Annotated in this window: 20 protein-coding genes; 8 read left to right on the top strand and 12 right to left on the bottom strand. The window is 71.6% G+C overall.

All coding sequences use genetic code 11. The features are described from left to right. Window positions 1–52: 52 nt before the first annotated feature. From ACFZAX_RS29200 to ACFZAX_RS29190, 3 genes are all read right to left on the bottom strand, one after another. Window positions 53–964 carry an RNA polymerase sigma-70 factor gene (locus ACFZAX_RS29200; protein ID WP_390965389.1) on the bottom strand — a complete coding sequence of 304 codons (912 nt, stop codon included), beginning with the start codon at window positions 962–964 and terminating at the stop codon, window positions 53–55. A 62-nt stretch (window positions 965–1,026) separates the two neighbouring features. After that, window positions 1,027–2,220, bottom strand: coding sequence for an FAD-dependent oxidoreductase (locus ACFZAX_RS29195; protein ID WP_390965289.1), 1,194 nt, complete (start codon window positions 2,218–2,220; stop codon window positions 1,027–1,029). Window positions 2,221–2,374: 154 nt separating this feature from the next. Further along, window positions 2,375–3,931 (bottom strand): helix-turn-helix domain-containing protein, encoded by a 1,557-nt coding sequence (locus ACFZAX_RS29190; protein WP_390965288.1) that lies wholly within the window; start codon window positions 3,929–3,931, stop codon window positions 2,375–2,377. Between the two features lie 397 nt (window positions 3,932–4,328). Here ACFZAX_RS29190 and ACFZAX_RS29185 point away from each other — a divergent pair, with 397 nt between their 5' ends. Continuing rightward, window positions 4,329–5,132, top strand: coding sequence for a DUF4232 domain-containing protein (locus ACFZAX_RS29185; RefSeq protein ID WP_390965287.1), 804 nt, complete (start codon window positions 4,329–4,331; stop codon window positions 5,130–5,132). 123 nt (window positions 5,133–5,255) lie between these two features. Here the strand turns inward: ACFZAX_RS29185 and ACFZAX_RS29180 are convergent, their stop codons facing one another. Further along, entirely contained in the window at window positions 5,256–5,696 is a 441-nt protein-coding gene (locus ACFZAX_RS29180) for an ATP-binding protein (RefSeq protein ID WP_390965286.1), read from the bottom strand. Window positions 5,697–5,898: 202 nt separating this feature from the next. Between ACFZAX_RS29180 and ACFZAX_RS29175 the strand changes: the two genes are divergently transcribed. Next, window positions 5,899–6,684 carry a Scr1 family TA system antitoxin-like transcriptional regulator gene (locus ACFZAX_RS29175; RefSeq protein WP_390965388.1) on the top strand — a complete coding sequence of 262 codons (786 nt, stop codon included), beginning with the start codon at window positions 5,899–5,901 and terminating at the stop codon, window positions 6,682–6,684. Beyond that, window positions 6,681–6,923, top strand: coding sequence for a DUF397 domain-containing protein (locus tag ACFZAX_RS29170; protein WP_390965285.1), 243 nt, complete (start codon window positions 6,681–6,683; stop codon window positions 6,921–6,923). The genes ACFZAX_RS29175 and ACFZAX_RS29170 overlap by 4 nt, the downstream gene beginning before the upstream one ends. 127 nt (window positions 6,924–7,050) lie before the next feature. Here ACFZAX_RS29170 and ACFZAX_RS29165 read toward each other — a convergent pair whose 3' ends face one another. The 5 genes from ACFZAX_RS29165 to ACFZAX_RS29145 all read right to left on the bottom strand — a co-directional run bounded on the left by ACFZAX_RS29165 (window position 7,051) and on the right by ACFZAX_RS29145 (window position 10,641). Continuing rightward, a complete protein-coding gene (locus tag ACFZAX_RS29165) occupies window positions 7,051–8,148 on the bottom strand; it encodes a methyltransferase domain-containing protein (protein WP_390965387.1) in 1,098 nt (365 codons plus the stop codon). Window positions 8,149–8,211: 63 nt separating this feature from the next. After that, window positions 8,212–8,799 (bottom strand): 2'-5' RNA ligase family protein, encoded by a 588-nt coding sequence (locus ACFZAX_RS29160; RefSeq protein WP_390965284.1) that lies wholly within the window; start codon window positions 8,797–8,799, stop codon window positions 8,212–8,214. 17 nt (window positions 8,800–8,816) lie between these two features. Next, complete coding sequence (locus ACFZAX_RS29155; RefSeq protein WP_390965283.1) at window positions 8,817–9,398, bottom strand: dihydrofolate reductase family protein; 582 nt, start codon at window positions 9,396–9,398, stop codon at window positions 8,817–8,819. 145 nt (window positions 9,399–9,543) lie between these two features. Beyond that, window positions 9,544–10,158: a DUF4865 family protein gene (locus ACFZAX_RS29150; protein WP_390965282.1), complete on the bottom strand. Its 615-nt coding sequence runs from the start codon at window positions 10,156–10,158 to the stop codon at window positions 9,544–9,546. A 93-nt stretch (window positions 10,159–10,251) separates the two neighbouring features. Continuing rightward, window positions 10,252–10,641, bottom strand: coding sequence for a MerR family transcriptional regulator (locus tag ACFZAX_RS29145; RefSeq protein ID WP_390965281.1), 390 nt, complete (start codon window positions 10,639–10,641; stop codon window positions 10,252–10,254). An 85-nt stretch (window positions 10,642–10,726) separates the two neighbouring features. On the opposite strand from ACFZAX_RS29145, the gene ACFZAX_RS29140 reads away from it, so the two are divergent. Both ACFZAX_RS29140 and ACFZAX_RS29135 read left to right on the top strand, forming a co-directional pair. Then, window positions 10,727–11,911, top strand: coding sequence for an MFS transporter (locus tag ACFZAX_RS29140; RefSeq protein ID WP_390965280.1), 1,185 nt, complete (start codon window positions 10,727–10,729; stop codon window positions 11,909–11,911). Between the two features lie 236 nt (window positions 11,912–12,147). Beyond that, on the top strand, window positions 12,148–12,693 hold the full coding sequence (locus ACFZAX_RS29135; protein ID WP_390965279.1) for a hypothetical protein: 546 nt from the start codon (window positions 12,148–12,150) through the stop codon (window positions 12,691–12,693). A 22-nt stretch (window positions 12,694–12,715) separates the two neighbouring features. Here the strand turns inward: ACFZAX_RS29135 and ACFZAX_RS29130 are convergent, their stop codons facing one another. Continuing rightward, the gene (locus ACFZAX_RS29130; protein ID WP_390965278.1) at window positions 12,716–13,105 is read right to left on the bottom strand and encodes a hypothetical protein; all 390 of its coding nucleotides are present in this window, start codon (window positions 13,103–13,105) and stop codon (window positions 12,716–12,718) included. 175 nt (window positions 13,106–13,280) lie between these two features. Here ACFZAX_RS29130 and ACFZAX_RS29125 point away from each other — a divergent pair, with 175 nt between their 5' ends. Next, window positions 13,281–14,183, top strand: coding sequence for a DUF4253 domain-containing protein (locus ACFZAX_RS29125; RefSeq protein ID WP_390965277.1), 903 nt, complete (start codon window positions 13,281–13,283; stop codon window positions 14,181–14,183). A 279-nt stretch (window positions 14,184–14,462) separates the two neighbouring features. Beyond that, window positions 14,463–14,993, top strand: coding sequence for a HEAT repeat domain-containing protein (locus ACFZAX_RS29120; RefSeq protein WP_390965276.1), 531 nt, complete (start codon window positions 14,463–14,465; stop codon window positions 14,991–14,993). Between the two features lie 36 nt (window positions 14,994–15,029). Here the strand turns inward: ACFZAX_RS29120 and ACFZAX_RS29115 are convergent, their stop codons facing one another. Further along, window positions 15,030–16,001, bottom strand: coding sequence for an oxidoreductase (locus tag ACFZAX_RS29115; protein WP_390965275.1), 972 nt, complete (start codon window positions 15,999–16,001; stop codon window positions 15,030–15,032). A 77-nt stretch (window positions 16,002–16,078) separates the two neighbouring features. On the opposite strand from ACFZAX_RS29115, the gene ACFZAX_RS29110 reads away from it, so the two are divergent. After that, the gene (locus ACFZAX_RS29110) at window positions 16,079–16,504 is read left to right on the top strand and encodes a MerR family transcriptional regulator (RefSeq protein ID WP_390965274.1); all 426 of its coding nucleotides are present in this window, start codon (window positions 16,079–16,081) and stop codon (window positions 16,502–16,504) included. A gap of 15 nt (window positions 16,505–16,519) precedes the next feature. Here the strand turns inward: ACFZAX_RS29110 and ACFZAX_RS29105 are convergent, their stop codons facing one another. Further along, window positions 16,520–17,062 carry a hypothetical protein gene (locus tag ACFZAX_RS29105; protein WP_390965273.1) on the bottom strand — a complete coding sequence of 181 codons (543 nt, stop codon included), beginning with the start codon at window positions 17,060–17,062 and terminating at the stop codon, window positions 16,520–16,522. Between the last annotated feature and the right edge of the window lie 17 nt (window positions 17,063–17,079).

Below are 17,079 nucleotides of genomic sequence, written 5' to 3'. Positions count from 1 at the left end.
GGTTGCGGCCGTCGCCCGTACGGGCTCAGGGAGAGTGCAACAGCCGTGCACATCAAGAGGTTTCGTGTCGGACACCCTCCGCGACGGCGTGCAGCTTGTCCGGGTTGGCCACGTTGTGGATGGTCGAGATACGGCCCTCCGGATCGAAATCGAAGGTCAGCGTGGCGATCACGCGGTCCGGGCCGCGGAAGACCACGCCCGGACCGCCGTTGACCGGGGTGAGCTCCGCCCGCATCTGTCCGGGTTCGACGCCCTGGTAGGACACGGTGCCGAGCGCGGCGAACCAACGGGCGACGATCTCCCTGCCGTTGACCGGCTTGAGGGCCTGACGGACCTTGCCGCCGCCGTCCGTCCAGAGCGTCACGTCCGGCGAGAGCAGTTCCATCAGGGTGTTGATGTCGCCGCCCGTCGCCGCCGCGAAGAAGCGCTCGGTGACGTCGCGGCGGCGGGCCGGGTCCGCGGTGAAGCGGGGCCTGCGGGCCTGTACGTGTTCGCGGGCGCGGTGCGCGGCCTGACGTACCGCCGGTTCCGTACGTTCCACAGCCTGGGCGATCTCCGCGTAGCTGAAGGCGAAAGCCTCCTTCAGCACGAACACCGCACGTTCCAGGGGGCTCAGCGTCTCCAGGACCACGAGGAGGGCCGTGGAGACCGAGTCCGCGGCGGCGACGCCCTCGGCGGTGTCGGGGGCGGTGAGGATCGGCTCGGGCAGCCACGGCCCGACGTAGGTCTCGCGCTGATGGCGGGTGGAACGGAGCCGGTCCATCGCCAGGTGGGAGATGATCCGGGTGAGGTACGCCTTGGGGTCGGCCACCTGGGAACGGTCCGACGCCGACCACTTGAGCCAGGCGTCCTGGACCGCGTCCTCCGCGTCGGCGGCCGAACCGAGGATCCGGTAGGCGACGGAGAACAGCAGCGTCCGGTACTCCTGGAACGCGATCTGGTCGGGGCCCACCGACGGAGACAGGGCCTGCCGAGACGGGGCCTGCCGAGGCCCGGTGTGCTGTGGCTGGGCGGGCTGCGGCTGGGTCACTTGGCGCTCCTGATCCGGGTGTGGCGGCCGCCGTGCGGCCAGAACGCGCCCGAGGCGGGCATCTTCTTCATGCGGGCGAAGGTCGCCCACGGTGCGGCGGAGACCGTCTCCTTGTACTTCGCCGCCCGCTTGCCGGTCAGCACGATCCGGCGCGGGCTGTCGTCGGGGTGGGTGAACTGCACGACGGCATCATCCCGGCCCAGGCTGACGGGCGTGTGGTAATAACCGAAACGGAAGGGCTTCGGCTCCTTGCCGGCCAGCGTCCGCAGGATCGACAGGGCCGCGTGCACCCCCGTGGGCATGCCACCCTGGCAGGTCCCGTGCATCACGCCGTACCCCTGACCGATCGCGGCCGCGTCGCCCACCGCCCAGACGTCCGGGTGGGAGACCGAGCGCAGCGCCCGGTCGGTGACCACCCGGCCACGCTCGTCGACGGCCAGCCCGGCGACGGCCGCCAGCGGCGAGACGCGGGTACCGCTGGTCCACAGCACCGCGTCCGCCGGTACGACGGTGCCGTCCGCGAGCTCGACGCCGTCCGGCAGCACCTCGACCACGTCGACGCCACCGCGCACCCGCACCCCGAGCCGGGCGAGCGCGGCATCCACATGTGCCTTGGCCCTGGGGTGCATGCCCGCTCCCGGCTCCCGTCGGCCCAGCAGCACCACCTGGAGCTCCGGGTGGCGCTCGGCGATCTCCGCGGCGGCTTCGACTCCGGTCAGGCCGCTGCCGGCGACCACGACGGTCCCGCCGCCGAGCCGGGCCAGCCGGTCGGCGAGAAGGGCCGCGTTCTCCGGGCCGTCGAGCGTGTAGGCGTGGTCCTCCACCCCGGGGACGGCACCGGCGTCCGCGACGCTGCCCAGCCCGTAGACGAGGGTGTCGTAGTGCAGGACCCGGTCGTCGTCGATCCTCACGGTCTTCGCCGCGGCGTCCACGGTGGTGACCCACCCGCGGACGAACCCGGCGCCGGTACCGTCCAGCAGTTCCGGGATGCTCATCCTGGCCGTCTCCTGACCGGTGGCGGTCATGTGCAACCGCAGCCGCTCGGTGAAGGTGTCGTAGGGGTTGACGAGCGTCACCCGCAGGTTCCCGCGCTTCCTGTCGCGTGCCGCGAGCTGGATCGCGGCGGAAAGCCCCGCGTACCCCGCGCCGAGGACCAGGACTTCGTGCTGCTGCGCTGCTGTCGCGTTCATGGCTCTTGCGTCTCCGTCGTGTCGTCGTTCCCGCCGTGCGGACGACCACCAGACGCAAGCAGCTCTTCCGTTCGTGACATCGGGCGAACGTGACCTGCGTCACCCCACGGCGGAGCGAGCCGGGCCGGCGGGACCAGCACCCCGCCCGGGGGTGTCATTCCCCCTCGTCCGCCATGGACGGGTCCGCGTAGTCCTTGTCCATCCACTGCGCCCGGTCCTGCCAGTAGATGTACTCGGGCCGGGCCTTGATGCTGCTCGTACGGAACGGCTCGCCGTGGTCGTCCACGCGCAGAGTGCCGCTCCGGTCCCCGCTGGCCCAGTCGAGCTCCAGGTACCAGGACACGTCGTGCCCCTCCACATGGGCGTCGAGGTCGAGGACCTGGACGTCGGTGGAGCTCGTACGGAACGGGAAGTCCTGCGCGGGGACGACGGCGTCCCCCTGCTGCCCTGCGACCGGCTTGGTGCGCGGCTGGTCGTCGTCCAGGTCGATGTCGAAGCTCTGCGGGATGATGGCGCTGCCGCATCCGTCGGCCATCGAGAAGGCGTTCCAGGCGAGCGGCGCCTTCCGCGTCACGACCCGCACGTGGAGGCCGCTGACGACGACCGCCTCGGACGAGGAGCCCTGGAGCGTCAGTTCCAGCAGCTGCGAGCCGCCGTCCACACCGCCCAGCGACTTCGCCCAGCCCCGGCTGCTCTGCGGGGACGGTGGCGGCGGTACGTCGTTCGGATCGTCGTCCAGCAGGGTGTACTGCCCGCAGGGCGAATCCCAGTTGTACGAGGTGATGGTGGCGCGCAGCGGAACCCCGTCCGACGGCACCGCCCCCGCCCCCTTCTTCGCCGGGCCCGCTGTGGCGGTCGGCCCGGCCGCGGTGGCGGACGCGGACGGCGACGCCGACGCGGACGCCGAGGCGCTCGCCGAGGGCTTGGCGGACGGCTTGCGGGACGGGCTCGGCGAGGCGTTCCGTACGGCGGTGGCGGTGGCCCCGACCGCGTCGGCGTTCCGGCCGTCGCCGGAGCCGCCCGCGACGTTACGGGCGATGAGCACGGACGGCACGCTGAGGGCGATCACGACGGCGGCGGCCAGCAGGACGCGCGTACGCCGGGACCACGGACGACCGGGACCACCGGGGCCGGTGGATCCGCCGGGCCCACCCGGCTCTCCCTGGCGTCCCGTCACCAGCGGCTCATCGGCGTCAGGTGCGGCCGGGGCCGGAATCGAGGCCATGGCCGGGGCCGGGGCCGGAGTCGGGGCCGGGGCCGGAGTCGGAGTCGGAGTCGGGGCCGGGGTCGGAATCGGAGCCACGGCCGAGGTCGGGGTCGGGGCCGGCTCCGCGACCGGTTCCGCTTCCTCGCCCGCCACGGATTCCGCTTCCGCGTCGTCCGGCCGGGCCCAGGAGGGGGTGGTGGGAGCGGCGGGTGCGGCGGGTACGGGCGGCGCCGCCTGTTCCTTCCGCGCGCCGCCCTGCTTCTTCGCCTGGTCCGCCAGAATCCACTGCCGGTGCAGCTCGACCATCTCGTCCGGTGCCGCCCGGCACAGCCTGGCCAGTCGCTCGACCGGTGCGAACTCGTGCGGAACCGCGTCGCCGTTGCAGTAGCGGTGCACCGTGGACGTACTCATGTGGAGCCGCTTGGCCAGCGCCCCGTAACTCATGCCGGACCGCTCCTTCAGCGCGGCCAGCGCTGCGGCGAAGTCCTGGATTTCCGTGCCCACCCGACAGTTCCCCCCTCGTTCCCGTCCCGGAAGAGCGTTCCAGGCACCTCATATATCCGCAGGTCAGAGGCCGTTCCAGCGTTCCGGCGTCCCAGGTCGGCCGTGATCCATTGCCGCTGGGACGAGGAGCCGGACAACATGTGGCCATGCCGGGTCGCCGACCGCGAACGGCAGACACCCACCCACCTCACACACGGAGTCGTCATGCCCGAATCCGGCCGAGCAGGCCTCATCGGAGCCGTGGCCACACGGGTACTGATCACCGTCTCCGCGGCGGCTCTCCCACTCCTGTGGCACTGACGACCACGTCATTGTCCAGCACACCGGTTCACCCTCGGGACGCCCAAGCGGCGCGCCCCGTTCCGCCCAAGCCATTCACGGAAAAAGGAAACTCACCATGCGTCAGCTCCGCACCCGCCGCATCACCCGTACCTCCGTCTTCGGCGTCGCCGCCCTGATCGGCGCGCTCTCCCTGACGGCGTGCAGCGAGGAGGACCGGGCCACCATCGACCGGGCCATCGCCTCGACCCCGGCCGTCGCCGACAACGGCGCCCCGCTGCCGGACCCGGCCGCCACCGGTGCCGCCACGACGGACGGCACGACCGCCACCCAGGCGAACTCCTCGGCCTCTGCCGGCTCCTCGGGCTCCTCGGGCTCCTCGGGTTCGAAGTCCTCGGGTTCCACTTCCGGATCGGGCAAGTCCTCCGGTTCGGGCACCTCGGGCTCCGGCAGCTCCTCCACGGGATCGTCCGGCAGCTCCTCGGACGACGACGCACCCAGCTACCCGAGCTGCGACGGCACGAACAGCAAGGTGAAGGGCAGCATCCTGAGCCGCCCGATCAACCACGTCCTGCTGACGGTGACCAACACCGGATCGACGGCCTGCAACGCGGTCGGCTACCCGGGCATCGGCTACGAGGGCGCCCAGGCGGTCATGGCCTACGACGAGAACAGCGTGCCGCAGGCGGTCATCGTCCTGGAGCCCGGCCAGTCCGCCTACGCCTCCGTCCGCACCTCGGCCGCCGACGGCAGCGGTGAAGGCGGCTTCAACGTGAAGGCGCTGCGGGTCTCCTTCCAGGACAACCTCGGCGGCTTCAACGACGGCCAGGTGACCGTCCCCCTCGGCAAGGCGGTCTGGATCGACAGCTCGGCGCAGGTCACTTACTGGCAGTCCGACTTCGAGACCGCCACCTCGTTCTGACCGGTCCTGACGCGCGCCTCCGCACCTGACCCCCTTTTCCATGCGCGACCCCGAAACGGCGGGTGCCGGGCGCGAGCCGGCACCCGCCGGGCCGTATCCGGCCGCGTACAGGGGGGCAAGCCGTCACCGAAGAGGCGCACCCTCCGAGAACTCGCACCAGACGATCTTCCCGGGCCTCCGCACCGCCGCCCCCCAGCGGTCGGCGAGCGCGTTGACGATGATCAGCCCACGCCCGGACTCCGCACCCGGGTCGGCCTCGGCCGGGCATCCCCGGCCGGACACCGGAACCGATTCCCGGCCGTCACCGCTGTCGTGGAACTCGATCCGCAGCCCGGCCTCCGCGCTCAGGCGCTCGATCCGTACGAGATACCCCCGCCCGACCGGCACCCCGTGCAGCACCGCGTTGGCCGCCAACTCGCTCGCGCACAGCACAACATCGTCAACGCGGTCGCCGAGCCCCCATTCCTGGGCGGCGCGCCGCACGAACTCGCGTACGGCGGCTACCGAATTCCGGCGCCGCCAGAAGAAAAGCTCACGGGCAGTAACCGCCGGCTTGGGGCGCACGGGGAGGACAGGACGTGCGAGGTGGGGGGTGGTCCCTTTTGTTTCATTCACCTGCCAAGAGTCACCCTCAGTGACTATGCTGATGCAGTGCGCGCACCCGTACAGATCTTTTGTACGGGTCGCCCGCGCGTGACGTACGGAGCTGGATGGGGATAGGCAGGCCATGCATTCCAAGAAGCCGCAGCGCAAGAACGCATCAGCCATGAAGCTCGTCGGCAAACTGGTGGCCCTGTTCCGCGTTGCGGCCGGCCTCACCCAGGCCCAGTTGGCGGCCGAGGCAGGCGTACAGGTCGAAACGATCGCCTCGATCGAACAGGGCAGGCGCGCTCTCCTGCCGGACTTGGCCGAGCAAATGGACGAACTTCTGTCCACCAAGGGCGCCTTGACGACGGCGGTGAACAACCTGCCGGAGGTGGACCTGATTCCGGCCTGGGCGGCGCAGTACATCGAGCTGGAGCGCGAAGCGCTGGCCCTCTCCTGGTTCGACAATCAGGTTCTTCCAGGGCTGCTCCAGACGGAAAGTTATGCGGAGGCAGTCTTCAAGAACCGGGTTCCGGTGTTCAGCGCGGACGAGATCTCCACGCAGACGGCGATCCGACTGAAGAGACAGGAGATCCTGTGGCGTCCCGTCCCGCCCACGATCAGCATGGTGGTCTGGGAGCCAGTCCTCATGCTCAGACTGGGGCCGACCGAAGAGCACGCCAAGCAGCTACGCCACCTGCTGACGTGCGCACAATCCCCGGGCATCTGCCTGCAAGTACTCTCCCTCAGCAGCACATCCCACGCGGGCCTCAATGGCCCCTTCACCTTGCTGGAGACCCCGGACCACCAGCATGTCGCGTACTCCGAAACTCAGCGCGGCAGTCAGCTCGTTTCCGACCCCACCGACGTCAGTATCCTGACCCAGAAGTATGCGATGCTGCGAGCTCAGGCGCTCAGCCCTGAGCAGACCCTGCGTCTGTTGGAACACTTGCTGGGAGAGCAATGAACACCGAACTGCACTGGTTCAAGTCCAGCCACAGCGGCAGTGAGGGCGGTCAATGCCTCGAGGTCGCCCTCGACTGGTTCAAGTCCAGCTACAGCGGTGACGAGGGCGGCCAGTGCATCGAGGTCTCGGCCCACCCCAACGCCATCCACATCCGCGACTCCAAGGACCCCGAGGGCCCGGTCCTCACCGTCACCACCAGCACGTGGAGCGCCTTCGCCGCCTACGCGGCCACCGCTTAGGGCAGAGGCCGACCGGCCCATCACGAAGCCCGCCGAGTCCGCATCCCGCAACGTCGGCACGCGGCCACGCACACCGCCCCCACCGGTACGAACCGACCGGGTGGCACTGGTCCGGACCGAAGCCCACTCAAGCGACAAGCAGCCGCAGCCCGAGATCCACCGCGTCGAGTCCGGCGAGTCCCCCGTTGCGCTCGGCCCACCGCCCGGAGCGGAGGTCGGCGCCGAGGCTGCGTACCGCCCGCTGCTCGGCCTCCGGCCCGACCCTCGTCCATACCGACATCGCCCGGCGCACGTGTTCCTCCAGGTACGCGTCCGGTCGGCGCCAGTACGCCTCGAACAGGCCGTCGGCGCAGTCCCACGGGACGGGCACCGGCTCGACGCGGGCGCCGATCGCGTCGGCCATCTCGGCGAGCGAGGGGAACTCCGCGAGGACGTCGGCGAACTCGGGGAGGTAATCGCGGGTGAGCCAGAAGCGGTCCTGCCAGCCGGGCTCGTCGGTGTCGAAGGTGAGGACCACCACGCGGCGGGCCACGCGCCGCATCTCGCGCAGCCCCGCGATCGGGTCACCCCAGTGGTGGACGGTGGAGACGGCCATCGCGACGTCGAAGGAGTGGTCCCCGAACGGCAGGTTCTCCGCGCTGGCGGCCACGCACGGTGCCGAACCGGCGGGCCGCTGCCCCCGCATGACCGCCGACGGCTCCACCGCGGTGACCTCGCGATCGGCGGGCTCGTAGGAGCCGGTACCGGCACCGACGTTCAGTACCGTGCGCGCCTCCCCGAGCGCGTCCCGGATCTGCGCGGCGAACCGCGGCTCGGTACGCCGTGTCGCCGGGTAGGCGCCGCCGATCGCGTCGTACAACCGCGCCCCGAGCAAACCCAGTTGCTCCTCCGGTGTCACCATCAGCCCCTTCGCCCGCGTGACGAGTTCCCTGTCGATGGCCGCCACCATGGCGTCGGCGCGGTCACGCCGGTCCAGCAGCAGGCCGCGCAGTCGGCGCAGGTGCGCGACCGCGTCGGTGGACGCGTCGCCGACCAACTCCGCGACCTCCCGCAGGCCGAAGCCCAGCCGCCGGTAGGCCAGTACCTCCCTGAGCCGCTCCACGTCCCCCGCCGAGTAGGCCCGGTATCCGGCGGGGGTCCGCCCCGACGGACGTACGAGCCCGACCTCGTCGTAGTGATGCAGCGTACGGACGCTCACCTCGGCCAGCGCGGCCACGCGTCCCACGGTCCAGTGATCCTCCACGGCACCGACCATGCGGCCTGACGTCGCGTGAGGGTCAAGGGGCCACTACGCGAACCCGCGCCCACTGACGGGGGATTGACCGGCGTGCCGCTCTCGCTCTCCGAGTGCGAACGACGCCCGTCCCTGCCACGTCGTGCCGTCGTGCACGATGAGTTCGACCGACGAGACGTGGGCGGTGAACGGGAGCCTGTCGGAGAGGTCTGCCTCGATCTCCTCGAAAACGGCTTCTTCCTGGCCCTGGGCGACGGTCAGGTGCGGCACGATCTCGGTGAACCGGCCCCCGTACGGCGGGGCTTCGGGCCAGCGGTCGGCGATCGCCTCCGTGAGCCGTATCAACGGCGTGTCGGGCTCGGGGACGAGACAGAGCACGCCCGGAAGCCGTCCGCACCTCTCGAACCGCAGGTCGAAGGCCGGGTGGCTGCCGAGCACGTCCGCGAGTGCGGCGTGGACGGACGCATCCGTCCGGCTCTCGTCGAGGAACGGGAAGAGCACGGTGATGTGGGCAGGTACCCCGGCCCGGGCCGAGGGATCGAGCCGTCCACGCCAAGTGCCGACGGCGGGTTCCGCCTCCGGGATCCGGACGATGAGGCCCGTCTGGCCCGCGCTGAACCCACGGGTGCTGTCGTCTGCCATGACCGGATGGTGTCAGCTCAGCCTCCGTTCCCGCTCCCGTCCCCCGCCTCGTACCGCAGCAGCACCACGCCGCTGCCGAAGCGCCGGGTCTCCACGAGGCTCAGGTCCGTACGGGTGTCGGTGTCGCGGAAGAGCGGAGTGCCCCGCCCGATCAGGACCGGGTGGACGTAGATCCGGTACTCGTCGATGAGCCCGTGCCGCCGGAACGCGTCGGCCAGCATCGGCCCGCCGACCACCAGGTCACCGCCCGGCTCCGCCTTCAGCGCGCGGATCGCGTCGGGGTCGACCTCGCGCACGATCGTGGAGCCCCAGCCGGCCTCGGTGAGGGTCCGGGAGTAGACGTACTTCGGCATGTCCCGCCAGATCACGGCGAATTCGGCCACCGTCCCCGCGTTCGCCGGGTCGGCGTCCGCCGTGGGCCAGAACTCGGCCATCAGCTCGTACGTCACCCGCCCGTGGATGAACGCGCCCATCCTCCCCAGCTCGTCGTTGAAGTGCTGGTGCAACTCCTCGTCCACGAAGTGCCAGTCGATGTCGTGGTCCGGCCCTTCGAAGAACCCGTCGAGGGACATGGAGATGGAGAGGATGAGCTTGCGCATCGATGGCCTCGCGGAGCGGGTGGGGTACGCGGCACGGGTGGCCGCGCACCGGGTTCGGGTGGCCCGAGACACTACGCGCGCGAGGCCGCCCGCCCCGTGATCCGTACCCCGTCCGGCATGTCGCCGTCGCCGGCCCTCCCGCCGACTACCAGGTGCGCCCCTCCGGCAGGTCGGCCAGGCCGGGAGCGGAGAGGTGGAGTACCTCATAGTGCTCGGTGGCCTCCTCGGCCGGCGCCACGGCGTCCGCCCACAGTACGAACCGCACCAGCTGCCAGGAGTGCGGGTCGAAGGCGAGGGCGGCGGTGTGCACGCCTTCGCGGCGGGCGAGCGCGCGCAGTTCCTCGGCCTCCCGCTCGACCAGCGCGGCCAGGCCGAGGCCGTCGGCCCGGAGATCGGGGTCTGCGGGGATCGGGGTGAGGCGGCGCGAGGCCGCCCGGACGGGCGCCTCGCGGGCGGGCCCCGCGTGGCAGGCGATACCGGTCCAGTGGAGCGCCGCGGGGCGCCCGAAGTCACGGACGATGTTCTGGAACCCGCCCCCACCGACGAGGAACTGGGCCATCGCGCCCGCGTCGTTCCACAGGTAGAAGGGCGCGTACTCGTTGACCGGCGAACCGTTCACCCCGCGCTCACGGATCACGAAGGCCTTCAGGCCGAGTCCGGCACGGTCGTCCATGGTCGGGCCGCCCACGGCCACCCGCTTCCGGATGATCTCCATGTCGTAGTCGGCGGGCAGAGTGATCTCGTACTGCTTGGCGTACATGAAGTGCTGCCTCTCGGTGCTGACACGGCGAGTATCGGTGCCGACCCGGCGAGTATCGGTGCTGACGCGATGGTCTCCCGGTCGGCGTTCCGTTCAGGCGTTGAGCGTGGAGAGCGCCCGTCGGGTGACGTCGGCCGGGGCGGCGCCGATGACTCCGTCGAGCGCCGCCATGGAGGCCTGCAGGTCGCCGATGGCTCGCGCGATGCGGTCGCGCTCGCGGTGGAGGTCGGCGACCAGATCCGAGCAGGTCGGGACGAGCCATTCGCCGTCGTCCCGCAGACACGGCAGGACCGTACGGATCGTCGAGGTGTTCAGACCTGCGGCGAGGAGGCTCCGGATACGGCGGACGACGGCGACGTCCTCGTCGACGTACTCCCGGTAGCCGCTGGGGCGGCGCTCGGGATGCAGCAGGTCCTGTTCCTCGTAGTAGCGCAGCAGGTGCACGCCCACGCCGGTCCGCCGGGACAGTTCACCGATCCGCACAGGGACCTCCCGATGACCGCGACCCCGGTCGCGATCGCCTCAGCACTTGACTCTCCTACCGATGTGAGACTTTAGCGTCGGCGCCATGACCGTGAACAAGGATTTCGCGATCCTCGCGTCGCTGTGCGCGAGTGTCTTCGTCGTGGGTACCTCCGAGTACCTGGTCGCCGGGCTGCTCCCCGAGGTCGGCTCCGATCTGCACGTCTCCGTGGGGACCGCCGGGCAGGCGGTGACGGCCTATGCGCTCGGTGTGGTGATCGGCGGGCCGCTCATGGCGCTGCTGACCTCGCGTCTGGCGCGCAAGGGGCTCGCCGTCGGGCTGCTGCTGCTGTTCGCGGCGGGCAGCGCGATCTGCGCCGTGGCACCGTCCTTCGGGCTGCTCCTGGTGGGCCGGGTCGTGTCCTCCCTCAGTCACGCGGCCTTCGTGGCGCTGGCGCTGGTGACGGCGACCAAGGTGGTCCCGGCCGAGAAGGCGGGCTCGGCCATCGCCACCGTCGCTTCCGGCTTCACCGTGGCCACGCTCCTCGGGGTGCCGCTGGGGGCGCTGCTGGGGCAGAGCGCAGGCTGGCGCGCTCCGTTCGTCCTGCTGACCGCCCTCGCCCTGGGGAGCGCCGCGCTACTGACCGTCGTACTGCCCTGGCAGAAGGCGCCGCCCACTCGCCTGCGGGACGAGCTGCGGGTGGTGACGCGACGGCCCGTACTGCTCGCCATCGCCACCACCGCAGTGGGCTTCTCCGGCGTGTCCACGGTGTTCACCTACATCTCCCCGCTGCTGACCCGCGTCTCCGGCTTCTCCGCCTCGGCGGTCTCCGGGCTCCTGCTCGCCTACGGCGCGGGCAGCTTTCTCGGCAACCTCGCCGCCGGGAAACTCACCGACAGGTCGATGAGCGCGACCGTACGCGGGGTCTTCGGCGGCCTGGCCGGGACCCTCCTGCTCGTCCCCTTCGCCGCGGTGTGGCAGCCCACGGCCGTGGTCGCGGTCCTGGTCCTCGGCCTGTTCGCCACCGCGACCATCGCCCCGCTGCAAGGACTGATCCTGCGCCACGCGGGATCAGCCCCCACCCTGGCCGTCTCCGTCAACGTGGGCGCCTTCAACCTCGGCGCCGCCGCGGGCTCCGCCGTCGGCGGTGCGATCGTCGCCGCCGGAGGGCTGCGCTGGACCGGCCTCGCGGGCGCGGCGCTGAGCCTGCTGGGGCTGGCTCTGGCCCGTCTCGTACTCCCCCGGAAACAGCCCCGGGTCTCAGAGGCCGAAGCCCCCCTGACAGCGTGACGCGTCCTGAACCGGCACCCGCTGCCCGACGAACGCGGCGGAGAGGCCGCGCGAGCGCATCGCGAAGCCGCGCGAGCGCGCCGCCCTGCGCCCCCGCGCCTCGCGCACACCTCGCCGCGCCTCGAACGCTCCTCGAACTCGCCCCGCCCCGCCACGATTCGCGGCGATCCCGCCAGGGAAGCCTCTTCTGACATCCGCACACCCGCCCCACCGCACCCTCGTGAGGTTGCCTGCGCATGACCGTGATCGTCGGGCTCGTCCACAAGAACCGTGTCCACCTCGGCGGCGACTCGGCAGGGGTCGCCGGGCTCTCGATCACCGTGCGCCGGGACCTCAAGGTGTTCCGCAACGGCCCCTACGTCATGGGGTTCACCTCGTCGTTCCGCATGGGCCAGCTCCTGCGGTACGCCTTCGAGGTGCCGCATCCGAGCGGCGACCTGGACCGGTTCATGGTCACCAATTTCATCGACGCACTGCGCTCCTGCCTGAAGGAAGGGGGCTGGGCGCGCAAGGAGTCGGAGCAGGAGCAGGCCGGTACGTTTCTCGTCGGCATAGCGGGACGGCTCTACACCATCCACTCGGACTACCAGGTCGGCGAGCCCTCGGACCGGTACGCGGCGGTCGGCTGCGGAGACGACATCGCCCTCGGCGCGCTCCACGCCACCGCCGCGCTCGACCTGAATCCGCGCCGGCGGATCACCGCCGCGCTCGAAGCGGCGGCCCATCACAGTGCGGGCGTCGTCGGCCCGTTCACGTACGCGACGACACCGAAGGCCGACTGAACGGACCGCCCGAGCACCCGGTTCACCCCCCGGCGGCGGCTTCCCCCTCAGCGCCTCCGTCCACGGGCGCAGCCTCCCCGGCCCCGTCGGCGGGCCCGCCGGCCTTCGCCGGTACGCCGGCCCTGGACCGGGCGGGCGGGAGGTTGATGTCGGCGGTACGCAGGGCCCGTTGAAGCGGGCTCCGGCCCGGGGGGAGCTCAAGATCGATGTCCGCGATGAGCAGCCGGCCGTCGGCGAGACGCGAAGTCTTCGTCCGCTTGCCCCGGTTGGGGTGGCTGCTGCCGGGACTGCCCTGCTCGCTTCCACGCCTCCGGTCGCCCTGCTGGGCCGGTCCGGGCCGCTGCGGACGTCCGGACCTCTCGGGTCGCTCCGGCTGCTCGGGGCGCTCGGGTTGTTTCGGTTGAGGGGCCATGTCTCCTCTTCGGCGGCGAGGGCCCTGCGGATGCCCCGAAGACGAATTCTGGCGCGAACCGGAGCCGGATTCAGGGGTGTTCGAGCACTTCAGGCCGTTCTGGACCGCGCTGTCAGTGACCGTCTCAACGGCGCCACCGGAGGCGTTGTCAGTGGATCCCCTTAGTGTCAACGGCATGGCGACGCTTCCGAATCCCCTTCCGTCCCTTACCTCGCACGGGCTGGATCTGCCGCCCGGTTCACTCGTGGACACCACCGCCGACGGCCCCTGGCACGAACCCCTGTTCTGGTACGGGAACACGGCGGCGGCCCCGGGCGACTTCGCGGCCCTGCGCGCCACCGGCCGGCCGGTCGGGCTGCTGCCCGTGTTGATCGACGAGGGCCCGCGCCAGGAGCCGCCGAGCGCCTGGGATCTCGCCCCCGAGCACGTTTCGTACCCGGGTGACCACGACGCCGAAGAGGTGCTCCTGAGCTACTGGGAGCCGTACGCCGACGACGAACTCGGAGACGAGGGCGCCGCGTCCGACGCCACCGCCTGGTCCGAAGTCGCGTCCGGGTCCGAAGGCATGTCCGGGTCCGACGACACGTCCGAGGCCGGTGTCCCGGCCGGCTCCCGCAGCACCCCCGAGTGGCCCGGACTCGCCCCTGTCCCCGTCGCCTGCCTCGGCGATCCCGACCGACTGGCCGCCGGACTCGCGGACGTCATCGGCAGCGCCTACCTCGAAGAGGACGGAACCGGTCTGCGTCCTGCCCTCGTACCCGCCCGGCGCAGCGCGGACATCCCCGCCGCCATCGGCTGGTCGGGCCCGGTCAATCACGAGAACGACGTCGCCCGCCTCTGCGCGGTGCTCCGCTCCTGGGAGGACCGTTTCGACATCCGGATCGTCATGCTCGGCTTCGACACCCTGACCGTGTCGGTCGGCCGCCCGCCGACCACCCTCGCCGAGGCCCGGGCGGTCGCGGCCGAGCACTACGCCTTCTGTCCGGACAACATCGACCAGAACCCGCCGTACAACCTCGACGGGTACGCGGAGAAGCACCTGATGAACCGCGACTGCTGGACCTTCTGGTGGGACTGAGGGACTGACCGCCCGCCCGGACACCCCGGCCCGGCCACCCGACCCGAGACGGTCCCGAACGGCCGGGGACCGAAGGGCCGGGACCGACCCGGCCAGGGACCGGCCGCCCCGACCGCGCGGTCCGGCTTCCACGAGGGGAGAAGCCGGGCCGCGCCCCACTCGTACGCCCGGTACGCCCGGTACGCCCCGTAGCGCCTCCGGGCCGTACGACGCGTGCTCCCGGCGGCCCGGAAACTGGCCGGATGCGTGGAACTTCCCGTCGGGGGAAACGCATACCCCATGAACCGGACGGAAAAGCTGATCACGGAGTACGGGACGCTGCCCCAGGAGAGCGACCGCAGGCGCGAAATCGTCTACGACCTCGGCGGCCTGCTCTCCACCGAGCCGGATCACCCGGGCATCATGTCGTTCCTCATCGAGGTCGTCGCCGACTACGAGGCGTTCGACCTCGCGCGCGTCGAGGCGACGAAGGTACTGCGGCTCTGGCCCCCGTCCGACCCGGAGACCTGGCGTCTCGCGGGCGCCGTCCTGGTGTCGGCCGTCGAACACCCGGACGAGGACCTGGTCCGCCAGTACGCGGTGATGGCGCTGGGCTCGTACGCCGACGACTCCGTCGTCCTCGCGGCCCTGGCCGCCGCCGTGCTGAGCGACCCCGACCCGCTCGTACGGGACAACGCCCTGGCGGCACTCAGCGAGGCGGGTCCGAGCGAGGGCCGGGCCGAGGTGCTCCGTCGGCTGTCCGACGACGCCCACCTCGGCCACGAGGCCGCCCGCATCCTCACGGGGTGGGAGCAGCAGGCGGCCGATTGAGGGCTGTCCCGTCCGCTGGCCCCGCGGCCCGGAGCGTCACCGGCCGATCGGGGCGGCCCCGGTCGCCGTGACGGACAGGTCCCACAGCCGTGCGGCCGCATCCGGATCGACGGCGTACCCGCGGACCCCACCGTCGTCCATGGCCTCGTCCGGGGCCGAGACGCGCGCGACCTCACAGTCTTCGAGGTAGAGCCCGCCGTGTCCGTCGAGGAGCGGGGACGTGGCGGCCCACAGGCCGGTGGCGGCCCCCTGCGAAGGGGACTTGAAACCGGCTCCGACGACGTTCCCGTGCTCGTCCACCCACCCGAGGTCGATCTGCTCCTGGAGCTCCATCTCCCGCTGGAGCCCCGTGATGATCTTGCCGGGGTGCAGGGAGAACGCCCGGACGCCGTCCTCGCGTCCGAGGGCGTCGAGGTGCACGGCGAACAGGGCGTTGGCGGTCTTGGACTGGCCGTAGGCCAGCCACTTGTCGTAGCCGGTGCGGAAGTGCGGGTCGTGCCGTCGGAAGTCGGTCAGGGTGTGCCCGGCGGAACTGTTGACGACGACCCGCGCGCCACCGGCCGCGGCAAGCAGCGGGTAGAGCTCGCAGGCGAGGGTGAAGTGCCCGAAGTGGTTGGCGGCCAACTGGCTCTCCCAGCCGGGCCCGACACGCCGTTCCGGGGTGGCCATGACGCCGGCCACCGCCATCAGGAGGTCGAGCCGGGTGACGGAGGCGCTGATGTGCGCGGCGGCCGTCCGTACGCTGTCGAGGTCGGCCAGGTCCATGGGGACGACCTCGCACCCCTTCACGTCGGCGAGGGCCGCCTCGGCGACTCCCGGCCGACGGGCGGGGACGATCACCCGGGCTCCGGCGGCCGCCAGGGCGCGGGAGGTCTCCAGGCCGAGCCCGGAGTAGCCCCCGGTCACGACGGCGGTCTTCCCGGAAAGGTCGGCACCGGCCAGGACGTCATCGGCGGAACTGGCGGCGGAGAAGGGCGAGCCGAGCGGCTGCTGTTCACTGATGGTCATGCAGAGGACGCTACGAGCTCGACCTCGGTCTAGGTCAACTCCCGCAACGGACGTCGACAGCGCCTAGATTGAAGGGCATGACGACGACTACCGAGACCCGCACGGAGCCGCTGGGCATCGGCGAGGTGGCCGGGCGGACCGGCCTCAGCGTGCACGCCCTGCGCCTGTACGAACGTGAGGGCCTGCTGGTCGGACCGGTGGGACGGGACGCGGGCGGCCGACGCCGCTACACCGAGGCGGACGTGGAGTGGCTGATGGTCTGCGTGAAACTGCGGGAGTCCGGGATGCCTCTCGCCGAACTCAGGCGGTTCGCGGAGCTCGTACGGAACGGGCCCGGCAACGAGGCCGACCGCCTCCGGCTCCTCGACGCCCACCAGCGGCGCGTCGAGGAGCAGATCCGGGCCCTGGAGGAGTGCCGCTCCGTCATCGTCTGGAAGGTCGGCGTCTACTCCGACCATCTCGCCCGGGGCGAGGCCGGCGGGCTCTGGGACCCGAACCGCTGAACGCGGGCGCACCCGTCAACGGGCTTCCCGTGCAGCCCACTTCGGACGCCCGGAGCCCAACTCGCCCACCGACGCGGCATCGTGACACGAACCGTCCGGACCGCCACCGCACCACCACACCGGCGGGCCCACCGGATCCGGATCGTCCGGGTGGGGCCAACCGCCGCTGGTCCCCGCGGCCTGGACGTGCATGCCGGTCCCGTGCGTCGGACAGACGGGCCAGACCTGCCACAGCAGCTCCATGAGGGTGTCCTGCGCGGCCTCCGCGACGACGGCCAGGACCGTGTGCGGGTCGTCCGGCTCCGGCGGGTCGCCCTCCTCCAGGTCCGACGCGTTGACCGCGTTGCCCTGCCAACAGCCGTCGGACATCGCCACGTAGACCTGCTCCTCGCCGGTGAACGCCCGGGACGCGGGCTCGTACGACGGGACACCCATCAGCACCAACGCGTCCTGGCCCGGCAGGGTCGCCCGCAGGTCGCGGTTGACCACGGCGAGCGCCGCCTCCAGCTTCGGCCACCGGCCGGGCTCGGTCGGCACGGGTTCCGGGGGCTCTCGCATCCCGCTACTACCGGGGC

Source organism: Streptomyces sp. NPDC008125 (assembly GCF_042957125.1).
GTDB lineage: Bacteria > Actinomycetota > Actinomycetes > Streptomycetales > Streptomycetaceae > Streptomyces.
Note: the sequence above shows the minus strand (reverse complement) of the source record. Positions and strands in the feature narration are given on the sequence as shown.